The 17,735-nt window shown below is 66.2% G+C and carries 17 protein-coding genes; 10 read left to right on the forward strand and 7 right to left on the reverse strand.

Features of this window, described 5'->3' with window-relative positions; translation table 11 throughout:
• Nucleotides 1–33: 33 nt before the first annotated feature.
• Nucleotides 34–3,042 (reverse strand): PAS domain-containing protein, encoded by a 3,009-nt coding sequence (locus ACYQR9_RS22490; RefSeq protein WP_461229880.1) that lies wholly within the window; start codon nucleotides 3,040–3,042, stop codon nucleotides 34–36.
• Nucleotides 3,043–3,522: 480 nt separating this feature from the next.
• On the opposite strand from ACYQR9_RS22490, the gene dksA reads away from it, so the two are divergent.
• Together dksA and ACYQR9_RS22500 are read left to right on the forward strand one after the other, a co-directional pair.
• Nucleotides 3,523–3,942, forward strand: coding sequence for an RNA polymerase-binding protein DksA (dksA, locus tag ACYQR9_RS22495; RefSeq protein ID WP_056424729.1), 420 nt, complete (start codon nucleotides 3,523–3,525; stop codon nucleotides 3,940–3,942).
• Between the two features lie 204 nt (nucleotides 3,943–4,146).
• Nucleotides 4,147–4,323 (forward strand): hypothetical protein, encoded by a 177-nt coding sequence (locus ACYQR9_RS22500; protein ID WP_200919058.1) that lies wholly within the window; start codon nucleotides 4,147–4,149, stop codon nucleotides 4,321–4,323.
• A 15-nt stretch (nucleotides 4,324–4,338) separates the two neighbouring features.
• Here ACYQR9_RS22500 and flgH read toward each other — a convergent pair whose 3' ends face one another.
• The 4 genes from flgH to flgF all read right to left on the reverse strand — a co-directional run bounded on the left by flgH (nucleotide 4,339) and on the right by flgF (nucleotide 7,813).
• The gene (flgH, locus tag ACYQR9_RS22505) at nucleotides 4,339–5,106 is read right to left on the reverse strand and encodes a flagellar basal body L-ring protein FlgH (protein WP_207412648.1); all 768 of its coding nucleotides are present in this window, start codon (nucleotides 5,104–5,106) and stop codon (nucleotides 4,339–4,341) included.
• Between the two features lie 37 nt (nucleotides 5,107–5,143).
• Nucleotides 5,144–6,193, reverse strand: coding sequence for a flagellar basal body P-ring formation chaperone FlgA (gene flgA, locus ACYQR9_RS22510; RefSeq protein ID WP_461228099.1), 1,050 nt, complete (start codon nucleotides 6,191–6,193; stop codon nucleotides 5,144–5,146).
• Nucleotides 6,194–6,268: 75 nt separating this feature from the next.
• Entirely contained in the window at nucleotides 6,269–7,060 is a 792-nt protein-coding gene (gene flgG, locus ACYQR9_RS22515; RefSeq protein WP_056424719.1) for a flagellar basal-body rod protein FlgG, read from the reverse strand.
• A 12-nt stretch (nucleotides 7,061–7,072) separates the two neighbouring features.
• Complete coding sequence (gene flgF / locus ACYQR9_RS22520; protein ID WP_056424716.1) at nucleotides 7,073–7,813, reverse strand: flagellar basal-body rod protein FlgF; 741 nt, start codon at nucleotides 7,811–7,813, stop codon at nucleotides 7,073–7,075.
• 272 nt (nucleotides 7,814–8,085) lie between these two features.
• Between flgF and fliL the strand changes: the two genes are divergently transcribed.
• The 6 genes from fliL to ACYQR9_RS22550 all read left to right on the forward strand — a co-directional run bounded on the left by fliL (nucleotide 8,086) and on the right by ACYQR9_RS22550 (nucleotide 12,453).
• Complete coding sequence (gene fliL / locus ACYQR9_RS22525; RefSeq protein ID WP_056424713.1) at nucleotides 8,086–8,586, forward strand: flagellar basal body-associated protein FliL; 501 nt, start codon at nucleotides 8,086–8,088, stop codon at nucleotides 8,584–8,586.
• 27 nt (nucleotides 8,587–8,613) lie between these two features.
• Nucleotides 8,614–9,831 (forward strand): flagellar motor switch protein FliM, encoded by a 1,218-nt coding sequence (gene fliM, locus ACYQR9_RS22530; RefSeq protein ID WP_056424709.1) that lies wholly within the window; start codon nucleotides 8,614–8,616, stop codon nucleotides 9,829–9,831.
• Nucleotides 9,832–9,838: 7 nt separating this feature from the next.
• Nucleotides 9,839–10,369 carry a DUF6468 domain-containing protein gene (locus tag ACYQR9_RS22535; RefSeq protein ID WP_056424706.1) on the forward strand — a complete coding sequence of 177 codons (531 nt, stop codon included), beginning with the start codon at nucleotides 9,839–9,841 and terminating at the stop codon, nucleotides 10,367–10,369.
• A complete protein-coding gene (locus ACYQR9_RS22540) occupies nucleotides 10,366–11,217 on the forward strand; it encodes a MotE family protein (RefSeq protein ID WP_461228100.1) in 852 nt (283 codons plus the stop codon). Before ACYQR9_RS22535 ends, ACYQR9_RS22540 begins: the two co-directional genes overlap by 4 nt.
• A gap of 142 nt (nucleotides 11,218–11,359) precedes the next feature.
• Nucleotides 11,360–12,031 carry an invasion associated locus B family protein gene (locus tag ACYQR9_RS22545; RefSeq protein WP_207412651.1) on the forward strand — a complete coding sequence of 224 codons (672 nt, stop codon included), beginning with the start codon at nucleotides 11,360–11,362 and terminating at the stop codon, nucleotides 12,029–12,031.
• Nucleotides 12,032–12,078: 47 nt separating this feature from the next.
• Nucleotides 12,079–12,453: a hypothetical protein gene (locus ACYQR9_RS22550; RefSeq protein WP_461228101.1), complete on the forward strand. Its 375-nt coding sequence runs from the start codon at nucleotides 12,079–12,081 to the stop codon at nucleotides 12,451–12,453.
• A gap of 96 nt (nucleotides 12,454–12,549) precedes the next feature.
• Here ACYQR9_RS22550 and ACYQR9_RS22555 read toward each other — a convergent pair whose 3' ends face one another.
• On the reverse strand, nucleotides 12,550–12,762 hold the full coding sequence (locus ACYQR9_RS22555; RefSeq protein WP_461228102.1) for a hypothetical protein: 213 nt from the start codon (nucleotides 12,760–12,762) through the stop codon (nucleotides 12,550–12,552).
• Nucleotides 12,763–12,966: 204 nt separating this feature from the next.
• A complete protein-coding gene (locus ACYQR9_RS22560) occupies nucleotides 12,967–13,410 on the reverse strand; it encodes a DMT family transporter (RefSeq protein WP_461228103.1) in 444 nt (147 codons plus the stop codon).
• A 263-nt stretch (nucleotides 13,411–13,673) separates the two neighbouring features.
• On the opposite strand from ACYQR9_RS22560, the gene ACYQR9_RS22565 reads away from it, so the two are divergent.
• Together ACYQR9_RS22565 and ACYQR9_RS22570 are read left to right on the forward strand one after the other, a co-directional pair.
• Nucleotides 13,674–13,922, forward strand: a complete 249-nt coding sequence (locus ACYQR9_RS22565) for a hypothetical protein (protein WP_056424689.1) — start codon at nucleotides 13,674–13,676, stop codon at nucleotides 13,920–13,922.
• 465 nt (nucleotides 13,923–14,387) lie between these two features.
• Nucleotides 14,388–17,732 (forward strand): hypothetical protein, encoded by a 3,345-nt coding sequence (locus tag ACYQR9_RS22570; RefSeq protein WP_461228104.1) that lies wholly within the window; start codon nucleotides 14,388–14,390, stop codon nucleotides 17,730–17,732.
• The last annotated feature ends 3 nt before the right edge of the window (nucleotides 17,733–17,735 follow it).

Below are 17,735 nucleotides of genomic sequence, written 5' to 3' on the forward strand. Positions count from 1 at the left end.
GGGGCCACGAGCGCCCGACGAGGCCTCCTCCGATCAGCTTTCCATCATCTCGCGGATGCGCCCAGCCAGGATCTCCACGGGGAACGGCTTGGTGATCATCTGCATGCCCGGATCGAGTTGGCCGTTGCCGAAGATGGCGTTCTCGGCATACCCCGTGATGAACAGCACTTTGAGGCCGGGCCGGGTTTCACGCGCCTGATCGGCGAGTTGGCGACCGTTGAGGCCGGGGAGGCCGACATCGGTCACGAGCAGGTCGACGCGCTCCTGGGTCGTGAGAATCTTGAGGCCGGACAAACCGTCGGCGGCGGAGATCGCACGGTAGCCGAGGTCTTCCAGCACATCGACGATGAGGTCCCGGACCACAGTCTCGTCCTCAACCACCAGAACCGTTTCCCCGGCGCCGAGGCGAGCAAGTTCCGCGACGGCGCCGACCGCGTCCACCTCCACGACCGCTTCGATGGAGCGGGGCAGGTAGAGCTTCACCGCCGTGCCGCTCCCCACTTGGGAATCGATCTTGGCATGCCCGTCGGATTGTCGGGCGAAGCCGTAGATCATCGACAGGCCGAGGCCGGTCCCCTGCCCCAGGGGCTTCGTCGTGAAGAACGGATCGAAAGCACGGGCGATGACATCGGCCGGCATGCCGGTGCCGCTATCCGACACGACGATGCAGACATATGGGCCCGGCTCCACCCCCGGATGCAGGCGGGCATAGGCTCGGTCGAGTTCGGTGTTGCTGGTCTCGATGCGGAGCCGGCCGCCATCCGGCATCGCATCGCGGGCGTTGATCGCCAGATTGAGGATGGCGTTCTCGAGCTGGTGCGGATCGCACAAGGTCGGCCAGAGCCCCTTCCCCATGGCGATGTCGAGAGCGATCGTCTCGCCCATCGTCCGGCGCAGGAGATCTTCGAGCGACGCGATGAGCGCGTTGGCATCCACCAGTTTCGGGTCGAGCGGCTGGCGCCTTGCGAAGGCGAGAAGCCTGTGGGTCAGCGCGGCTGCCCGGTTGGCCGAGGACATCGCCGCCTTGGCGTAGCGCTCGATATTCTCCATCCGCCCCTGCGACAGGCGGGTCTGCATCAGGTCGAGGGAGCCGACGATCCCGGTCAGGAGGTTGTTGAAATCGTGGGCGATGCCCCCGGTGAGCTGGCCCACGGCCTCCATCTTCTGGGCTTGGCGCAGGGCATCCTCGGCGAGTTCCAGGGCAGCGGCCTGTTCGCGCTCCGCCGTGGTGTTGCGCCCGCTGGCATAGATCCGTCCGTCCTCGAACGCCCCCGTCCAGGCGAACCATCGATAGCTGCCGTCGGCATGGCGCAGACGGAGGTCGAAAGGAGCGGTGAGCGGTTCGGTGACGATGGCCGAGAAGGTAGAGCAGATGGCATCGCGGTCTTCGGGATGGGCGAGTTCTGCGAAGGACCGTCCGGTGAGAGCGTCGGAAGTCCAGCCGAGAAGCGTCGTCCACGCCGTGTTCACTGCCGCGATCCGGCTGTCGGCTTCGGTGACCATCAACAGGTCCTGTGACAGGCGCCAGGCCCGGTCGCGCTCCTCGGTCCGCTCCTGCACCTCCTTCGTGCGGGCCTGGACCTGCTGTTCCAGCGTCTCGTTGAGGCGCCTCAGGGCATCCTCGGCCTGGGCTCTGTCGGTGACGTCGTGACCCTCGGCGAAGATGCCGCTGACCGTTCCGTCGGCTTCCGTGATCGGTTGGTAGACGAGGTTGACGACGCGCTGTTCGAGGCCGCCCTCTCGTCCGAACTGAACCGTCACGGTCATGTTACGCCCGATGAAGGGCCTGCCCGTCGCATAGACCTCGTCGAGGAGCTCGAAGAAGCCCTGGCCCTCGACCTCGGGCAATGCTTCACGGACGGCGATCCCGATGATGTCGCGATGGCCGATGAGCTGGAGATAGGCCTCGTTCGTATACTCGAAAACGTGCGTCGGGCCGCTCAGGACACACATGAAGCCGGGCGCGTCCTTGAACAGAGACCGCATGCGGTCGCGCTCGGCCGTCCGCTGCCGCACTTCGGAAAGAAGGGCGTCGTTGGCCTGCCTCAGGGCTTCGGCCGCCTCCTGCCGCATGCGGACGGCTTCGGCCAGGACGGCGTTGCGCCGCCGCTCGGCCTCGTAGGCGGAAACGCTGGCGAGGCTCGACGAGATCTGGCCGGCGAGAAGCTTGAGGAAGCTGAGGTAATCCGCGTCGAAGGGCCGGTGCGGATTGAGGCCGACCGTGACGATGCCAAGCGGTGCGCTTCCACCCTGTCCGACGAGGGGCAGCGTCACTGCCCTCGCCGGCGGCCTCGACCAATCGCCCGTGGGCCAGTTCTGCGCCTGATCGAGATCGATGATCCTCTCGCCTTGGGTGCCGCCGAACCATTCGGCGAGGGGGCCCGCAGGATCGATCACACCCGGCAGTGCGGGATGGTCCCGGGATATTCCGATGGTGGAGGCGAGATGGGCGAGGTTGCCCCCCTCGAAGAGATGGATGGCACTGAAGGGAAGATCTCGACGCGCCGTGCCTAAACTGGCCTCGACCGCACTGAGAACGTCGGGGCGGGATTCCGCACGCGCGAGGCTCTCTCCCAGAAGGCGCAGGATACCGAGCCGGCGCTCGCTGATGACCCGGTCGGTCTCTTCGCTGACCGCGCAGAACAGGCCGCCCACCGATCCGTCATCGTCGATGACGGGGCTGTAGGAGAAGGTGTGATAGGTCTCCTCGGGATAGCCGTTGCGCTCCAGAAGAAGCAGCAACCCACGGTCCCAGGTCGCTTCGCCGTGATCGTAGACGCTGCGGATCCGTGCCTCGATGTCGTCCCAGATCTCGGCCCAGAGGATCCGGGTGGGTTTGGCCAGGGAATCCGGGTGCTTGAGGCCGAGGGTCGGGCGGTAGGCATCGTTGTAGAAGAAGGCGATGTCCGGCCCCCAGCCGAGCCACATCTCGAATCTCGAGGTCAGCAGGATCCGCAAGGCGACCTTCAGCGCCTCCGGCCAGCCTTCCGGCGAGCCGAGAGGGGTCAGTGACCAGTCCTTGGCCCGCATCAGGGCCGCCATCTCGCTGCCGCCTACGAAGATCTCCGAATGTTCTTTGATCGGCTTCGGCAAAGATCGGCTTTCCGGCACTCTCAGGGCCTCGGTTGCACGCTTAAGGCGAGATCGAGCCGTCGGTCACCGGACCAGCGCGAACGAGACAGGTATAGGTCACGACGGTCCAGCCGCATACCGGCCGTACCGCTCCGGCGACAGCCATTCGCGCAACCTGTCCGACTGCGTACGGTCTCGATTGCCACCGCTATGGGCCAATCTGACGCGCCGTGACCCGACCCCGATAATCCTCGGCGACCGTGTGGACTCGCCACCGACGGACCCGCCGCCGGGGGGATGCACCCGTTGCGTGTTTGTCGCATGGTATACGCATCATGAAATCAGATGAGGTTCGGGACGTCGGGTGCGTTGTAGTGTGGGGCGCCCTCAAGTATAGGCACGCGAAACATCGCCGCGTACCGGCTGTGACGGACTTGCGAAGGGGCGAGGATGGCGACAGTCAAGATCGAAGACGGATATGTTCCGTCTGAGAACGAGCCGTTTATGAACGATCGGCAGCGTGAGTATTTCCGCCGCAAGCTGGTGGGTTGGAAGGCCGATATCCTGCGCGAGGCTCAGGATACACTCGTCGCACTTCAGACCGAGAACGAGAACCATCCCGATCTCGCCGATCGCGCGTCGTCCGAAACCGATAGGGCCATCGAGTTGCGGGCGCGGGATCGGCAGCGCAAGCTCACCGGCAAGATCGACGCGGCGCTCGCCCGTCTCGAGGACGGAAGCTACGGATTTTGCGAGGAAACCGGCGAGCCGATCTCGTTGAAGCGGCTCGATGCCCGGCCCATCGCCACCCTCTCCCTGGAAGCGCAGGAGCGCCACGAGCGGCGCGAGCGCGTCTATCGGGACGAGTAGCACCGAACCTCACGTCATCAACCGGCTCTGTCGGGGATGGCATCGGTGATCAAGCATTGCGGATACCGGAGCCCGAGCTTTCGATCCGATGATCGGGGCCCGATATCCGGCGTAAGCTTGGCAGGGCATTGATTTTCTGCGCCGGAACCTTCGCGCTCATCTCGTGATTACTGATACGACTTCGCGTCGATCAAGGATCCCGAAATGGACAATGAAGTTCTGATCCTGGTGCTTGCGCTCGCCACCTTCGCTCTCGTGATCGGGGTGGCGATGTGGCAGCGCCGCCGTGTCGCCGCGCTCAAGAAAGATCCCGAACGCTCCGCCTTCGTCGACAATCACGGTACCGCTCCGCGCCCGAACCGGCCCGGCACTGACCATTGACCGGCCTCTTCCGGCTTAGAACGGAAGCAGGATGTCGACGAGCTGCTGGCCGTAACGGGGCTGCTGCACATCGGTGATCTGACCGCGACCGCCATAGGCGATGCGGGCCTGGGCGATCTTCGAGGAATCGATCGTGTTGTCGGATTCGATGTCCTCCGGCCGGACCACGCCGGCGACGATGAGTTCGCGCACTTCGAAGTTGATGCGGATTTCCTGCTTGCCCTCCACGACGAGGTTGCCGTTGGGCAAGACCTGGTTGACGATCGCCGCGATGTTGGTCGTCACCGTCTCGTTGCGCTGGACCGACCCCGAACCATCGCTCGATGAGGTCGATGTCCCGGCGATCAGCTTGTCCGGGCTGATCCCGGCGGCGGCGACGGCGGCGCTGCTCTCCAGGCCGAAAGCGTTGGGAAGGCCCATTCCTTCCGCATTGGAGCGGGAGCGCTTCGTCTCGTTGTTCAGGTTGGCGCGGTCGGTGACGTTCACCTTGATCGTCACGAGATCGCCGATCCGGGCGGCGCGCTGATCCTTGAAGAAGGCGCGCGATCCCGTCCGCCACAGCGAGTTCGGTGCGTAGGAGACCGGCTGGACGTCCGGCATCGGCAGGCGCACCGGGCGGTAGCCCGGCTGCGAAGTCGGGTCCTCGATGGCCGAGAGCGTAGGCGTGGCGCCGACCTGCGACAGCCGATCAGCCGTATTGCAAGCGCCAAGGCCCGACGAAACCAGCACGGCAGCGGCAAGCGAGAGCGGCTTGAAGGTGAGGCGGGTGGTGCGGTTGGTCATGGGAGCCAGCTTTTTTCCTAGAGGCGATCGGGTGGAATCAGCGGGCGGCGTCGAACGCCGCGCTGGCCTGGCGGCCGAGGCTGGCGGGCGAGCTGACCGAGACGCGGCCGGGGCCGATCACGGTGGCGGCGAGGGATTTCTTGGAGACGGGATTGGTGACGGTGATCGCGGCACCGAGGCGGCCGTTCTCGTTGGCCTGGCCGCGCAGGGAGAGGTTGAGGCCGGGGGCATCGAACACGATGGTCACGGCCTCGCCACGCTGGACCATATCCGCCGGTGCGACGTCGCCGGACCGGAGAATGGAGCCGGCACTCAGGCTGCGCTGTGCGACCTGGCCGATGGAGACGACCGACCCGGCCTGGGCGTCGGGGGGCGTCGCCTCCCGGGGGCGGCGCTCGATGGTGACGTCGGCGGCGCTCACCGTGTCGCCGCGATTGAGCGTGCGAGAGAGAATCTGGACCTCGCGGATTTCCTGCACGAGTCCGGCGACGCGCAGGGATGCCTGACGCTCGCCCAGGGTGATGAGGGCAGCGACCCGCTTCAGGCGCGGATCGTAGGTGACGTCGAGGGCCGTCGCCTGTCCGTCGAGATCGAGGGGGGCGAGGAGAACGGTGTTCTCCCCATCGACGCGGATCGCGAGGTTGCGTGGATCGAGCCCGTAGGACGTCTCCAGCACGCGCTTGATCGCGGCCTCGATCTCGGTCGGGCCCACGCGCCGAGCGGCGCGCTGGACCGAGACCTGAGCCCGCCCGCCCGTCTCGATCTCGCCGAGCCCGAGGGGCGCGATGGCGTCGGCGATGCGGCGAGCCTGGATCGTGCCGGACGCCCCGAGCGCCGGCGCGCGGAACAGAGCGCGCTGAGCGAGATCCGCCGGCGCACCTTCCACGAGATCACCGAGGGTCAGGATGTCGCCGCGCGCCGTGACGTCGCCGCGGAGGCGGAGCCGCTGGCCGTTGTTCTCCGCGAGAACCTGCACGGTCATGAAGCAGAGGGCCGCCAGGGCGAAGAGGGCGCGCACCACGATGCCGGGGGTGAGCGTGGCGGCGCGCCGTGACTCGGCGGCGGAGATCTGTCTCAGGGCGTACATGGCATGACGCTTTCGGAGGCGGGGTAAAATGGAAGGACGAGGCCGGGACGTCAGGGGAGTGAAGCGCCCGCACCGTCAGGCGCGGAACATCTGCGACGTTGTCGAGAGCATCTGGTCGGCCGCCGTGACGACCTTCGAGTTCATCTCGTAGGCGCGCTGCGCGGCGATCAGGGACGAGATCTCGTTGACGGCGTTCACGTTCGCCTCTTCGAGGTAGCTCTGCTGCAGGTTGCCGAAGCCCTCGGCGCCCGGCAGGCCGTTGATGGGGGGGCCGGAGGCAGCGGTTTCGACGAATAGGTTGTCGCCGATGGATTCGAGGCCGACCTTGTTGACGAAGCGGGAGAGCTGGAACTGGCCGAGATTCTGCGGCGCGGTCTGACCCGGCACCGTGGCCTGGATCGAACCTTGCGCGCTGATCGTCACGCTGGTCGCATTGTTGGGGACGGTGATGCCCGGATCGACGAGGTAGCCGTCGCGGGTCACCAGCTGTCCCTGTGCGGAGAGATCGAACGAGCCGTCGCGGGTGAAGGCGATGCGGCCATCGGGCATCGTGACCCGGAACAGACCCTCGCCGCGTATGGCGACGTCGTATTCCTTCTCCGTGGATGCCAGCGGACCCTGCGACATCGTCCGGGCGGTGGAGGTCGTCTTCACGCCCGAGCCGATGGCGAGGCCGGCGGGAAGCTGGGTATTCTGGTCCGAGGTCGACGAACCGGCCCGGCGTAGGTTCTGGTAGAGCAGATCCTGGAAATGGGCGGTCTGGCGCTTGTAGCCGGTGGTCCGCAGGTTCGCGATGTTGTTCGAGATGACCTGGACGTTGAGTTCCTGGGCCGCCATGCCGGTGGCGGCAGCGTAGAGGGCGCGCATCGCCTGGGTTCCTTACGCGACGTCGGCGAGGCGGCGGATCGCCGTGCCCCGCAATTCGTCCAGGCGCGAGATCACGCCCGAGACCATGGTGTAGGTGCGGTTCACGTCCATCAGCCGGGTCATCTCGATGACGGGCTTGACGTTGGAGCGTTCGAGGGCACCCGATTCGAGGCGGCCGTTCACACCGGCGGCCACCGGGGCCGCCTGGGACGAGTAGAGGTTGGCGCCTTCGTTGGTGAGGGCCTGCGGGTTGGGGAAGGTCACCATCCGCACGCGACCACGGATGCCGAGATTGGTGGAGACCGTTCCGTCCGGACCGATGGCGATGCCGGTTTCCTGGGGGTTGATCTGGATCGGCCCACCCTCGCCCTGGACGGCATAGCCGTCGCTGGTGACGAGGTTGCCCTGAGGGTCGGTCTCGAACGCACCGTTGCGGGTGTAGCGGTCTCCGGTCGGAGTGCGGACCACGAGGAACGCCTCGCCGCGCACGGCCACGTGCAGAGGATTGCCGGTCTGCTCGATCGGCCCCTGGGCGAGGTCGAGGGCCGTGCCCTGGTCGATGACGTAGGAGACGCGCCGATCCTGCCGCTGGAACGAGTCGGCGCTCGCGACCGGCATCAGGTATTCCTGGAACCGTGAGCTGCGGCCCTTGAAGCCCGTGGTGGAGACGTTCGCCATGTTGTTGGCGATCACGTCGAGTTCACGCTGCAGGGCGACCTGACTGGAGACTCCGACAAACAGTGCGTTCTGCATGGATCGAAAGGCCTTGGGCTGCGGCGACGTTAATCATGTCCGCACGGCCCGTGCCATCCGCCGAAAAACGGATTTCATGAACAGTTTCAGATGCTTGGTGCGAGTCCGGCCTGCTCCTGGCCGCTGATCTTCCTCTCCCCGCGGCAAGAACCGCCCGGCAGAATTTGCCTCCTTAACGAGGTGTTAACCGTAGCCACAGATATATCCCTGCAAGGGGTCGCGGGCACACATCGCCGAACGCACCCTGAGACGAGATCCGAAGGGGGCGCGCCATGGCGAAGAAGCCGACGAAGACCCCTTCCGCCGACGGGGAAGACGCCGAAGGCGAAGCCCCGAAGGGTGGAAAGAAGAAGATCATCATCATCGGTGCGGCCGTGCTGCTGCTGGCCGGCGGTGGTGGTGGATATTTTATGATGAAGAAGAAGGGCGGCGACGATCACGCCGCCGTCGAGGTGAAGAAGCCGCTCGTCTTCCTCGACGTGCGCGAGATGACGATCAACCTCGCCAACGACCCCGGCCAGGAAAAGCCGCGCGTCGCCAAGGTCAAAGTGTCCCTCGAACTGAAGGACGCTAAGGTAGAGAATGAGGTCAAGCCGCTGATGCCGCGCATCGAGGACACGTTCCAAGTCTACATGCGTGAGCTGCGCGCCAGCGATCTCGCCGGCTCGGCCGGCCTCTACCGGCTCCGCGAGGAACTGCTGCGGCGCGTCAATGTCGCGATCCATCCGGCACGGGCCGAGGCCGTGCTCTTCAAGGACGTGATCGTCCAGTAATTCCCCTCAACCGGTATCGAGACGGTCATGGCAGGTCCCGAAGACGAGCTCGAAGAGGACGATTGGGCAGCCGCCCTGATCGCGCAGAACGCCGAAGGCGGCGAAACCTCGCTCGCCGACGAGTGGGGCGCGGCGCTGGCCGAGCAGGGCACGAGCACGCATGCCAGCGACGTCGCCGCCGAATGGGCGACGATGATCGAGGACGGGGAGACCGACAATCTCCCCGAACTCGCCGGCAACGACCGCATCCTCAACCAGGATGAGATCGACGGCGTCCTCGGATTCAGCCTTCGCGAATTGTCGGCATCGGGTGCCGGCGGCGTCCGTGCCATCGTGGATTCGGGCGTCGTCCAGTACGAACGCCTTCCGATGCTGGAAATCGTCTTCGACCGGATGATCCGGTTGTTGTCGACCAGCCTGCGCAACTTCTTCCAGGACAACGTCGAGGTGACCCTCGACAACATCACCTCTGTCCGCTTCGGCGATTATCTCAACGCCATTCCGCTGCCGACCCTGCTCGGGGTCTTCCGGGCCGATGCCTGGGAGAATTCCGGCCTCGTCACGGTGGAATCGAACCTCGCCTACTCGACCCTCGACCTGCTGCTGGGCGGCAAGCGCGGCGGCTCGGCGACTCGGCTCGACGGGCGTCCGTTCACGACTATCGAGATGCAGCTGGTGCGGCGCCTCGTGGAGATCATCCTCAGCGATCTCGAACTCTCGTTCCAGCCCCTCTCCCCGGTGCGCTTCGGCATCGACCGGATCGAGACCAACCCGCGCTTCGCCACGATCACCCGGCCGGCCAACGCCGCCATCCTGATCACCCTGAAGCTCGACATGGACGGCCGCGGCGGCCAGCTCCAGATCCTGTTCCCCTACGCCACGATCGAGCCCATCCGTGAACTGCTCATGCAGAGCTTCATGGGCGAGAAGCTCGGCCGCGATCATGTCTGGGAGAGCCACCTCGCCACCGAGATCTGGCAGGCCGACGCGACGATGGATGCGGTCCTCCACGAGATGATGCTGCCGCTGAAGAAGGTGCTGTCGCTCAAGGTCGGAGACACGCTGATGTTCGATACCAAGCCCACGGACCTGATCTCCGTGCGCTGTGGCGACTGGGCCCTGACGCAGGGGCGCATCGGCCGGGTCGACGACAACATCTCGGTGCAACTCACGCGGCCGCTGCGGCGCTCGCGCACCACGTTCCAGGCCTTCGAGGCTTCTATCAACAACCGCAACGACGGGTGACCGCGCCATGAGCCTCCTCGTCACCCTCGCCGCCGATATCCTCGTTGCCGTGCTGCTCGTCGCCAGCATCGTTTCGTCGGTGAGCCTGAGCCGGCGCATCACCCGGATGAAGGCCGATGAAGCGGCCCTGCGCCAGACGATCGGCGATCTCGTCGTGGCGAGTTCCACCGCCGAGCGGGCGATCATCGGCTTGCGCGCCACCCTCGACGAATGCGACCGCACCCTGGCCGACCGTCTCGGCACGGCGGAGCGCTATGCCGCCGATCTCTCTGCCCATGTCCAGGCCGGCCAGACCGTGATCGCCCGCATCTCGGCCATCGTCGCGCATTCCCAGCCGTCGCAGTTAGCCGCGGTGCCGCCCGTCGAAATCCGCCCCTCCGACATCCGCCCGACGGAGCTCCGCGCCAGCCGGACCCAGCCCGAGCAGGCGCCGGTCGCGGCATCGAGCCCTAACGGCGAGCGTCTCGGAGCCGCCGCCGCCGCCGCGCTCGCCATGTCCGAGCGCGCCCTTGGACGCCTGCGGAGCCGCGCCGCATGAAGAAGTCCGGCTTCCTCGTCCGCGCGGGGCAGAACCACCTCGGAAAGCTGCGGCCGGGCCGTAAAGGTCCCGGCCAGGTTCGGCCCTACAAGCTGCGCCTCATCGATGCCGTGACGATGGCGGCCGTCGGACTGCTCGTGCTCAAGCTCGGCGCCATCGTCGTCGACGACATGGGGCCGAGCGCGGCCTCGGCGGGCGGGCAATTGCCGGACTTCGCCAGGGTCCTCGCCAAGGCGCGGACCAATTACGAACTGGCCGACCCGCAGACCACGGGTTCGGTGACACCGAAAGAGTCGGAGAAGCCGGCGGCCGAGCCGGAGCCGCCTGCTCCACGGCCACCGCCGCCCGCGGAGCCGATGCCGGCCAGCGAGCGCGCCATCCTCGAAAAATTGGCTGCTCGGCGCGACGCGCTCAAGCAGCGTGACGAGACCCTGAGCCTGCGTGAGCAGATGCTCGGCACCGCCGAACGCAAGCTCGAAGAGGGCGTGAAGGATCTCAAACGCAACGAAGAGAGGCCCGACGGGGCCGGCGCCCAACAGGCCGAGGCCGAGAGGGCGGCCCTGAAGAACATCGTCACGATGTACGAGACGATGAAGCCGAAGGATGCCGCCCGCGTCTTCGACCGTCTTGCCCTCGACGTGCTGGTACCCATCGTCCTGGCGATGAACCCGCGTAAGATGGCCGACGTCCTGGCCCTGATGCAATCGGAGCCCGCCGAGAAGCTGACCGTGGCCCTGGCCAACCGCGCGCGTGGCCAGACACCGACGCAGCAGCCCGTCGTCATGGGCCTCGGCCCCAACGAATTGCCGGCCATCGACCAGGGCACCGGCCAGGACAAGCGGCGTTGAACCCGGCGGGTAGATCAGGCAAGGCGAACGGGTCGGATTGCCGGTGGGCGATAAATCGCGATGCCAACCGGTGCATTGCGCTCGGAGGCAGGGAGGGCTAGGCGGCAGGCGTGACTTCGTTCGAACGCCGGATGCCCGCTTGATGCGTTGGAGACATGTTTTACCCCTGGTCGGCGTGATCTCGCTTGCCGCGATCGGGGATGCCTGGAACGCCGCTTACGCCCAGGAGGCCGCGCCGGAGCAGGACACACCGGCCGCCGAGTCGTCGCCGAAGCCCAAACCCAAACCGAAACCCAAGCCCGCACTGAAACCGGCCGCTGCCGCCACAGCCGCGCCTGCGCCCACCGCCCCCGCCAAGGCGACGTGGCCGGAAGGAGCCAGCGCGCTGAGCGAGAGCTACGGCGATTGGAGCATCAATTGCTCCCGCGAGAATCAGGCGACGATCTGCTCGGTGGTCCAGGCCCAGGGATCGAAGCGCGACAATCGCCGCGAATTCGCCATCGAGCTCAAGCCGCCGGCGAACGACCGCACCGATGGACTGATCCTGATGCCGTTCGGGTTCCAGATCGAGGCAGGGTTGAGCTTCAAGATCGACGAGGCGGTCCTCGGCAAGGGCGCCCCCTATTACACCTGCAGTTCCGAAGGGTGCCTCGTCCCGGTGAGCCTGCCCACCCTCGCCACCGATACGATGAAGACCGCGAAGAACCTGCTCATTCTCGCACCGAAGCAGGACGCCACCGAACCCACGACGATCACCGTGCCGCTCAACGGCTTCGGTGCCGCCCTCGCCCGGGCCAGCGCGCTCTCGCACTGACGGCAAACAGTCAGGCGATGCGACAGATAGGTAGGAAAACGCCACCCATGAAGCAGATCTTGCTCGCCTCGCTCCTGTTCGGAAGCCTGACGCTCCCGCTCGCCGCGCAGCCCGCCCCGGATGCGCCAGCGCCCCCGGACACCAAGGAGGAGCGCCAGAAGAACACTGCCGCAAAGCTCGCCGGGCTGTTGCAGTTCGTCTCGGCGTCCTGCCCCGATGCGAAACCGAATTACGAGACCTTCAAGACGGTGGTGCGGAGCCTCGGTCTCGAGCCCGATGCCTTGGCGGGCGGCGAACTCATTCTGCGCGTGAAGGCCTATGCCGACGTCTATTCGCAGGACGTTCCGGCAAACTGCGCCAAGGCTCTGGAGAATTTCGGCGCGAACGGCAAAACCCTTCCGGGCCTCGTCGTGAAGCAGTGACCGGATCGGGTATCCGCCCGATCCGTTTGTACAGACCGTCGATCCGGGACCGTCGTCGGTCCCGGATGGGTCAAAGTTCGGTCGTCGGCGTACGTGTCAGGGTTTGGACGTCGCTTTGATCGACGCATCCGGGCAGTTCGGCAGGATTGCCTTGCCAACCTTGTTGTCCGGATCGCAGGCGGGAACGGCGGGGGCTCCGCCATTCTCGGCCCTTTCCGTGCGAAGCGATTCGAAATTCCATACGCCGACCCAGATCACCGCAAGGATCGCAGCCAGACCCAGCAGCACCATGGGCATGAGGCGACGCATCAGCGAGGCGCCGTCTGCTGGACGGGCGCGGTATGTGCCGTGTCTCCGTTTCGGACGAACGCATATAGAATTCCTGCCGCGAGTAGGGCGAAGACGGCGATCAGAACGGGAAAGTAGCGGTGCATCGGTGTTCCTGAGGACGAAATGTGAGAGTGACCGGCCCGGCGGGAGACGGGCGGCGCTGTAAGGGTTCGGCCCGATGGGCTAGGAGCTTGCCACCAGGGCTACGCCTCCGATCATCAGTAGGCCGCCGACGATGCGCCACAGGGTCGCCGGATGGCGTTCGAAGCCGACCCATCCGAAATGATCGAGCAGGATCGAAGCGACGACGCCCGCCGTCACGAGCATGCCGAGGAAGGGAGCCGCCCCGATCTGACGCGCCACCATAAGCTGCGCGACAACGATGCCGCCGCCCAGCACTCCGCCGAACCATGCCCACCACGGGGCCTCGAGGACCTGAGCCAGAGTCGGAAGCGTGAGCTTGCCCGATGCAAGCCCTACGAGAAGCACGCAAGTGGCCGTTCCCGCTGCCACGACGAGGCCCGCACTCAGCGAGCCGCCGAAGCTTTTCGCCAATGCACCGTTCTGTCCCGCCTGCACAGCGTTCGCGACGCCAGCGAGCAGTACGAGGCCGTACAGATACCACATCGGTTGCCGAACCCATCGATAGCCTGCGTCATCTAGGGCGGTAACGCGCCGGGGCGGTGCGACATCTGCGCAGTCGCCGTCTTTCCAGGATGATTCCGGTGCCGTGAAGCGTCTAACCCATACCCTCGGCCCCGAGGGGGATATGACGACTTCGCCCCGTCTGGCCTATGCCGGGCGGGGCTTTTACTATCGCGATCTCCATTGTCCAGTATGGATATTTCCGGTCGGTCCCGCGTTACCTCCGGGCATTCGCAGGAGCACCTATGAAGACCTTAGCCATCACATTCTGTGCGCTCGCCGTTTCCTCTCTCGCGCTCGCCCAGATGACGACGTCCGCCGATGCGCGCTCGCGCTACTCGAAGCGCGGCCTTGGCACCCCCAGCATGTCGAACAATACTGGTGGCCGCAGCGGTCGCGACAGCTCGGCGGCGGGCGGCAATTCCAGCCAGCCTTCACGCCGGTCCGGGGGCGGAAGCGCTGGCGGTGGCAGCGGCGGAAACGGCGGTCTGTAACGCCCATCATCGACCGGATCTGTCCCGTCCGCCCTGGGCAACACCGACATATGCTCGAGCGTCAGGGTAGCCCAGCTTCGAAAGCCGGGGAGATGTTTGGGGTCGATGTGGTAAATGTGGGATCTCACATGATATGAAGGGTCATTCCTCCCAAGGAATGTCCTTCTGAACACTGCCCTGCTTGGCGGAAGCCGAGTGGGGCTTTTTGTTTGTTCGGAGGGCGAGATAGCGCGGATCCGACGATATCGCGCTTCGAAAGAATGAACGCGCCAGTATCTCTCGAGCGACGCGCAGTTTTGAGACAGCGCGCCAGGCGCCCGTTAGGCGGGCGTTAGCCTCGAAGGGAGAGAGTCGCCGACGGTGTATCGTTTCGCGGCGGCTTGTCTTCGGCTCTCCGCGCAACCGGGTGTGGCGTAAACTGCAATGGGAATGGGGGGCGGAATCGCGAGACGTCGGCGCCACCTCATGGCCGGCTTCATGGCGACCTCGATCGTGGCGGGGACGTTCGTCTGGGCCAGCGAGGCGGAAGCCGCGCGGCTCCTGACGGTGAAGGCCAATCAGGTCGGGCGCTACGCCCGAATCGCCATGACCTTCAATTCGGCGGTTCCGGTGAAGGCCAGGATGTCCGGCCTCGTCCTCCTGGTGAATTTCGGCGAGCCCACCACTCCTGCGCCGGAAAAGATCGTCAGTGATATCCCCGAATTCGTCTCGATGGTGCGGCGGGACCCTGACGGGACCGGCATGCGTATCGCCTTGCAGAAGCCGTATCGCCTGAACGTCCAGGCGGCGGGCGAGCATGTTTTCATCGATCTACTACCTGAGGATTGGTCCGGGCTTCCCCCTCCCCTGCCACCGGAGATCGTGGCCGACCTCGTCCGTCGGGCGCAATTGGCAGAAGCTGCCATGAAGGCGGCCACGCCCATCGTGGAACCGAGGCGACTCGCCCTCGAACTCTCGCGTCTCCCAACGCTGACACGCCTCAGCTTACGGCTCCCGCCGGATACGGTCGCTCGCTTCGACGAGACCGGATCGGGAACGCGGCTGACGATTCCCGGTGCCTGGCGCATCGACGACGGCGCTCCCCGCGGACGGACGAAGCCTGCCATCGAGACTCTGACGGTCGAGAACGACGCGGACGGCGCCCGTCTCATGGTGAGTCCCGCCGCCGGCTACGAGATCCGGACCGGACGGGACGATGACGGCGTCACGCTGGATATTCTCCGCAAAGCTGTGCCATCGGACGCCAAGGCCGTGCCCGTCGATGGCAAACCCTCCCCTGACAGTAAGTCCTCCACCGACGGCAAGGCCGCGGATGCGAAGGCCGAACCTGCGTCGAAACCCGCCTCGCCGCTCACCGCAACGATGCAGAAGCAGGTGGGTGCCCCGCAGGTGACGGCCCCGCAGAAAACCATCATCCTGCGGCCAGCCGGCCCAGGCCTCGCTTTCCCGTTCAGCCGACAGCCGGCGGCGGCTTTGTTCGAACGCGCAGGCATCGCTACCCTCGTCTTCGAGACCGCCGAAACCGTCATCGTGCCCGCTGGCGATTCGGTCTTCGAGACCGTCAGCCAGCCACGGCGGCAGGGTGCCTTCATCGTTCTGAGTTTCAGGGTTCCCCGCGAGCGCCTTCTCGATCTCGTGCCGATTGGCGATGCCGACGCACCGACCGGGTGGGAACTCGTCGCCGGTGAGAATCTGTCGGCCAGCGAACCGCTTTCGGCGATCCGCAACCCGGAAGCCAGCGGCCGGATCGGCATCGGTATACGCCTGCCGCATCCGGGCGGGGCGACATGGATCGAGCGGAACGGCGAGCGGATCGGTGTCGTGACCGGTTATGGGCCCAAGCCCGCCGGGATCCCCAAACGCCAGGCGTTCGTGGATTTCGAGCTGCTGCCCAGTCGTCAGGGCGTCGCCGTCCTTGCGAAAGCCGATGACCTGCTGGTGCGGCCGGATATGGACGGCGTCGTGATCGGCCGTGAGGGCGGCATGTCGGTTTCCGGCGTCGCGCGTCCTGCCAAGCCGGCACTCACCGCCGTGAGCGATCTCGCCATAGAGCGCACGCCCTGGGATGCGGCGAGGAGCGGCAATATCGGCGAGAACCTGCGCCAGCAACTGAACGACGTGGTGGATGCCCCACGGCCGGCGCGTGGGCCGCTGCGACTGATCCTCGCGAGGGGTATGCTCGCCAACGGGCTCGACGTGGAAGCCCTCGGTGTCCTTCAGGTGGCGGCCAGCGAGGATCCGGTTCTGGCCGGACAACGCGAGCTCGCCATCCTCACCGCCGTGGCAAACATCCAGATGGCGCGCTACGCCGATGCGCGAAAGGCGCTGGAGAACGAGTTCCTCCGGGCGGACCCGGAAGCACGGCTTTGGAAAGGCTACCTCGATGCCATGGCGGGTCGCTGGCCGGCCGCCGATACGGCCTTTCGCGATACGGCCGGCATCATCGAGCGCTATCCCGACGACTTGCAGGGACTGCTTCGCGCGGCGGCAGCGGAGGCTGCCATCGAGAACGGCGATTGGGCCGCTGCGGGCCGGCAGATCACGACGGCGCTGGCGCGCGCGGCGGATCGCTCCGTCACCGACAGGCTCGCCTTCCTGCGCGCACGCATCGACGAGGTGACGGGCCAGACCAGTGCTGCCCTCGACACCTACACGCGGCTCTCGGACACGGCGGACCGGCCCATCGCGGCGGTGGCGACCCTTCGCGCCGCGATCCTGGCCCATGCCCTCGACAAGATGCCGGTGGCTGAGGCGATCGAGCGGCTGGAAACCCTCCTCCTCACCTGGCATGGCGACGAGATCGAGCAGAGGACGATCGCAGCACTCGCCAAGCTCAACATGGAAGCCGGGCGCTGGCGGCAGGCTTTTGCCGCGTCACGCAAGGCGGATGCGCTGGCGCCGGGATCACCGATCAGCCGCGAGCTCCACGACAGCGCTCAGGAATTGTTCGATGACCTCTTCCTGACCGAGAAGGGCGCGAAGATGTCCGGCGTGGAGGCGCTGGCGCTGTATTTCGACTTCAAGGATTTCGCCCCGATCGGCCGCCGTGGCGACGAGATCGTGCGCCGCCTCGCGGACAAGCTGGTCGAACTCGATCTCCTCGATTCAGCCGGTGAACTTCTCCAACATCAGGTCGATCACCGGCTGTCCGGGCCGGCCCGCGCCAGTGTCGCTGCGCGGCTGGCGACCATCAGGATGATGGACGAGAAGCCCCTTCAGGCGCTTCAGGTCATCGATGCTACCTACCAGCCCGAGCTTCCCGAGGATCTGCGCCGCGCCCGCGCCCTCATCCGCGCCCGCGCCCTGTCCGACCTGTCACGCACGGATCTGGCTTTGGAGACCATCGAAGCGGAGTCAGGCCCCGACGCGGACCGGCTGCGTGCCGACATTCTCTGGGGTGGCCGCCGCTGGCGCGAGGCCGGCGAGGCGCATGAGGCCATGGTCGGCGAGGCATGGCGCATGCGCAAACCCCTCGACGATGCCATGCGCTCCGACATCATCCGCGCCGCCATTGCCTACGGCTTGTCGAACGAGGTGCTCGGGCTCGAGCGCCTGCGGGCGAAGTTCGCCGGCCCCATGGCCGACAGCATGGACGCGCGCACCTTCGCCTTGCTCACCCAGCCGAATGCCGTGCGGAGCCAGGCCTTCCGGGATATCGCGCAGAAAGCCACCAAAGCGGATACGCTGCAGGCCTTCCTCAAAGAGTATCGTAAGCGCTACCCGGAAGTGTCCGTGCCCCAACCGGCGAATGCCGATGGCGCCCAGGTCGAGGCCAAGGCCAGCGAGCCCCCGCCCTCACCGAAGGGCTGAGGC

The sequence above is a fragment of the Methylobacterium sp. CM6241 genome (assembly GCF_054817845.1).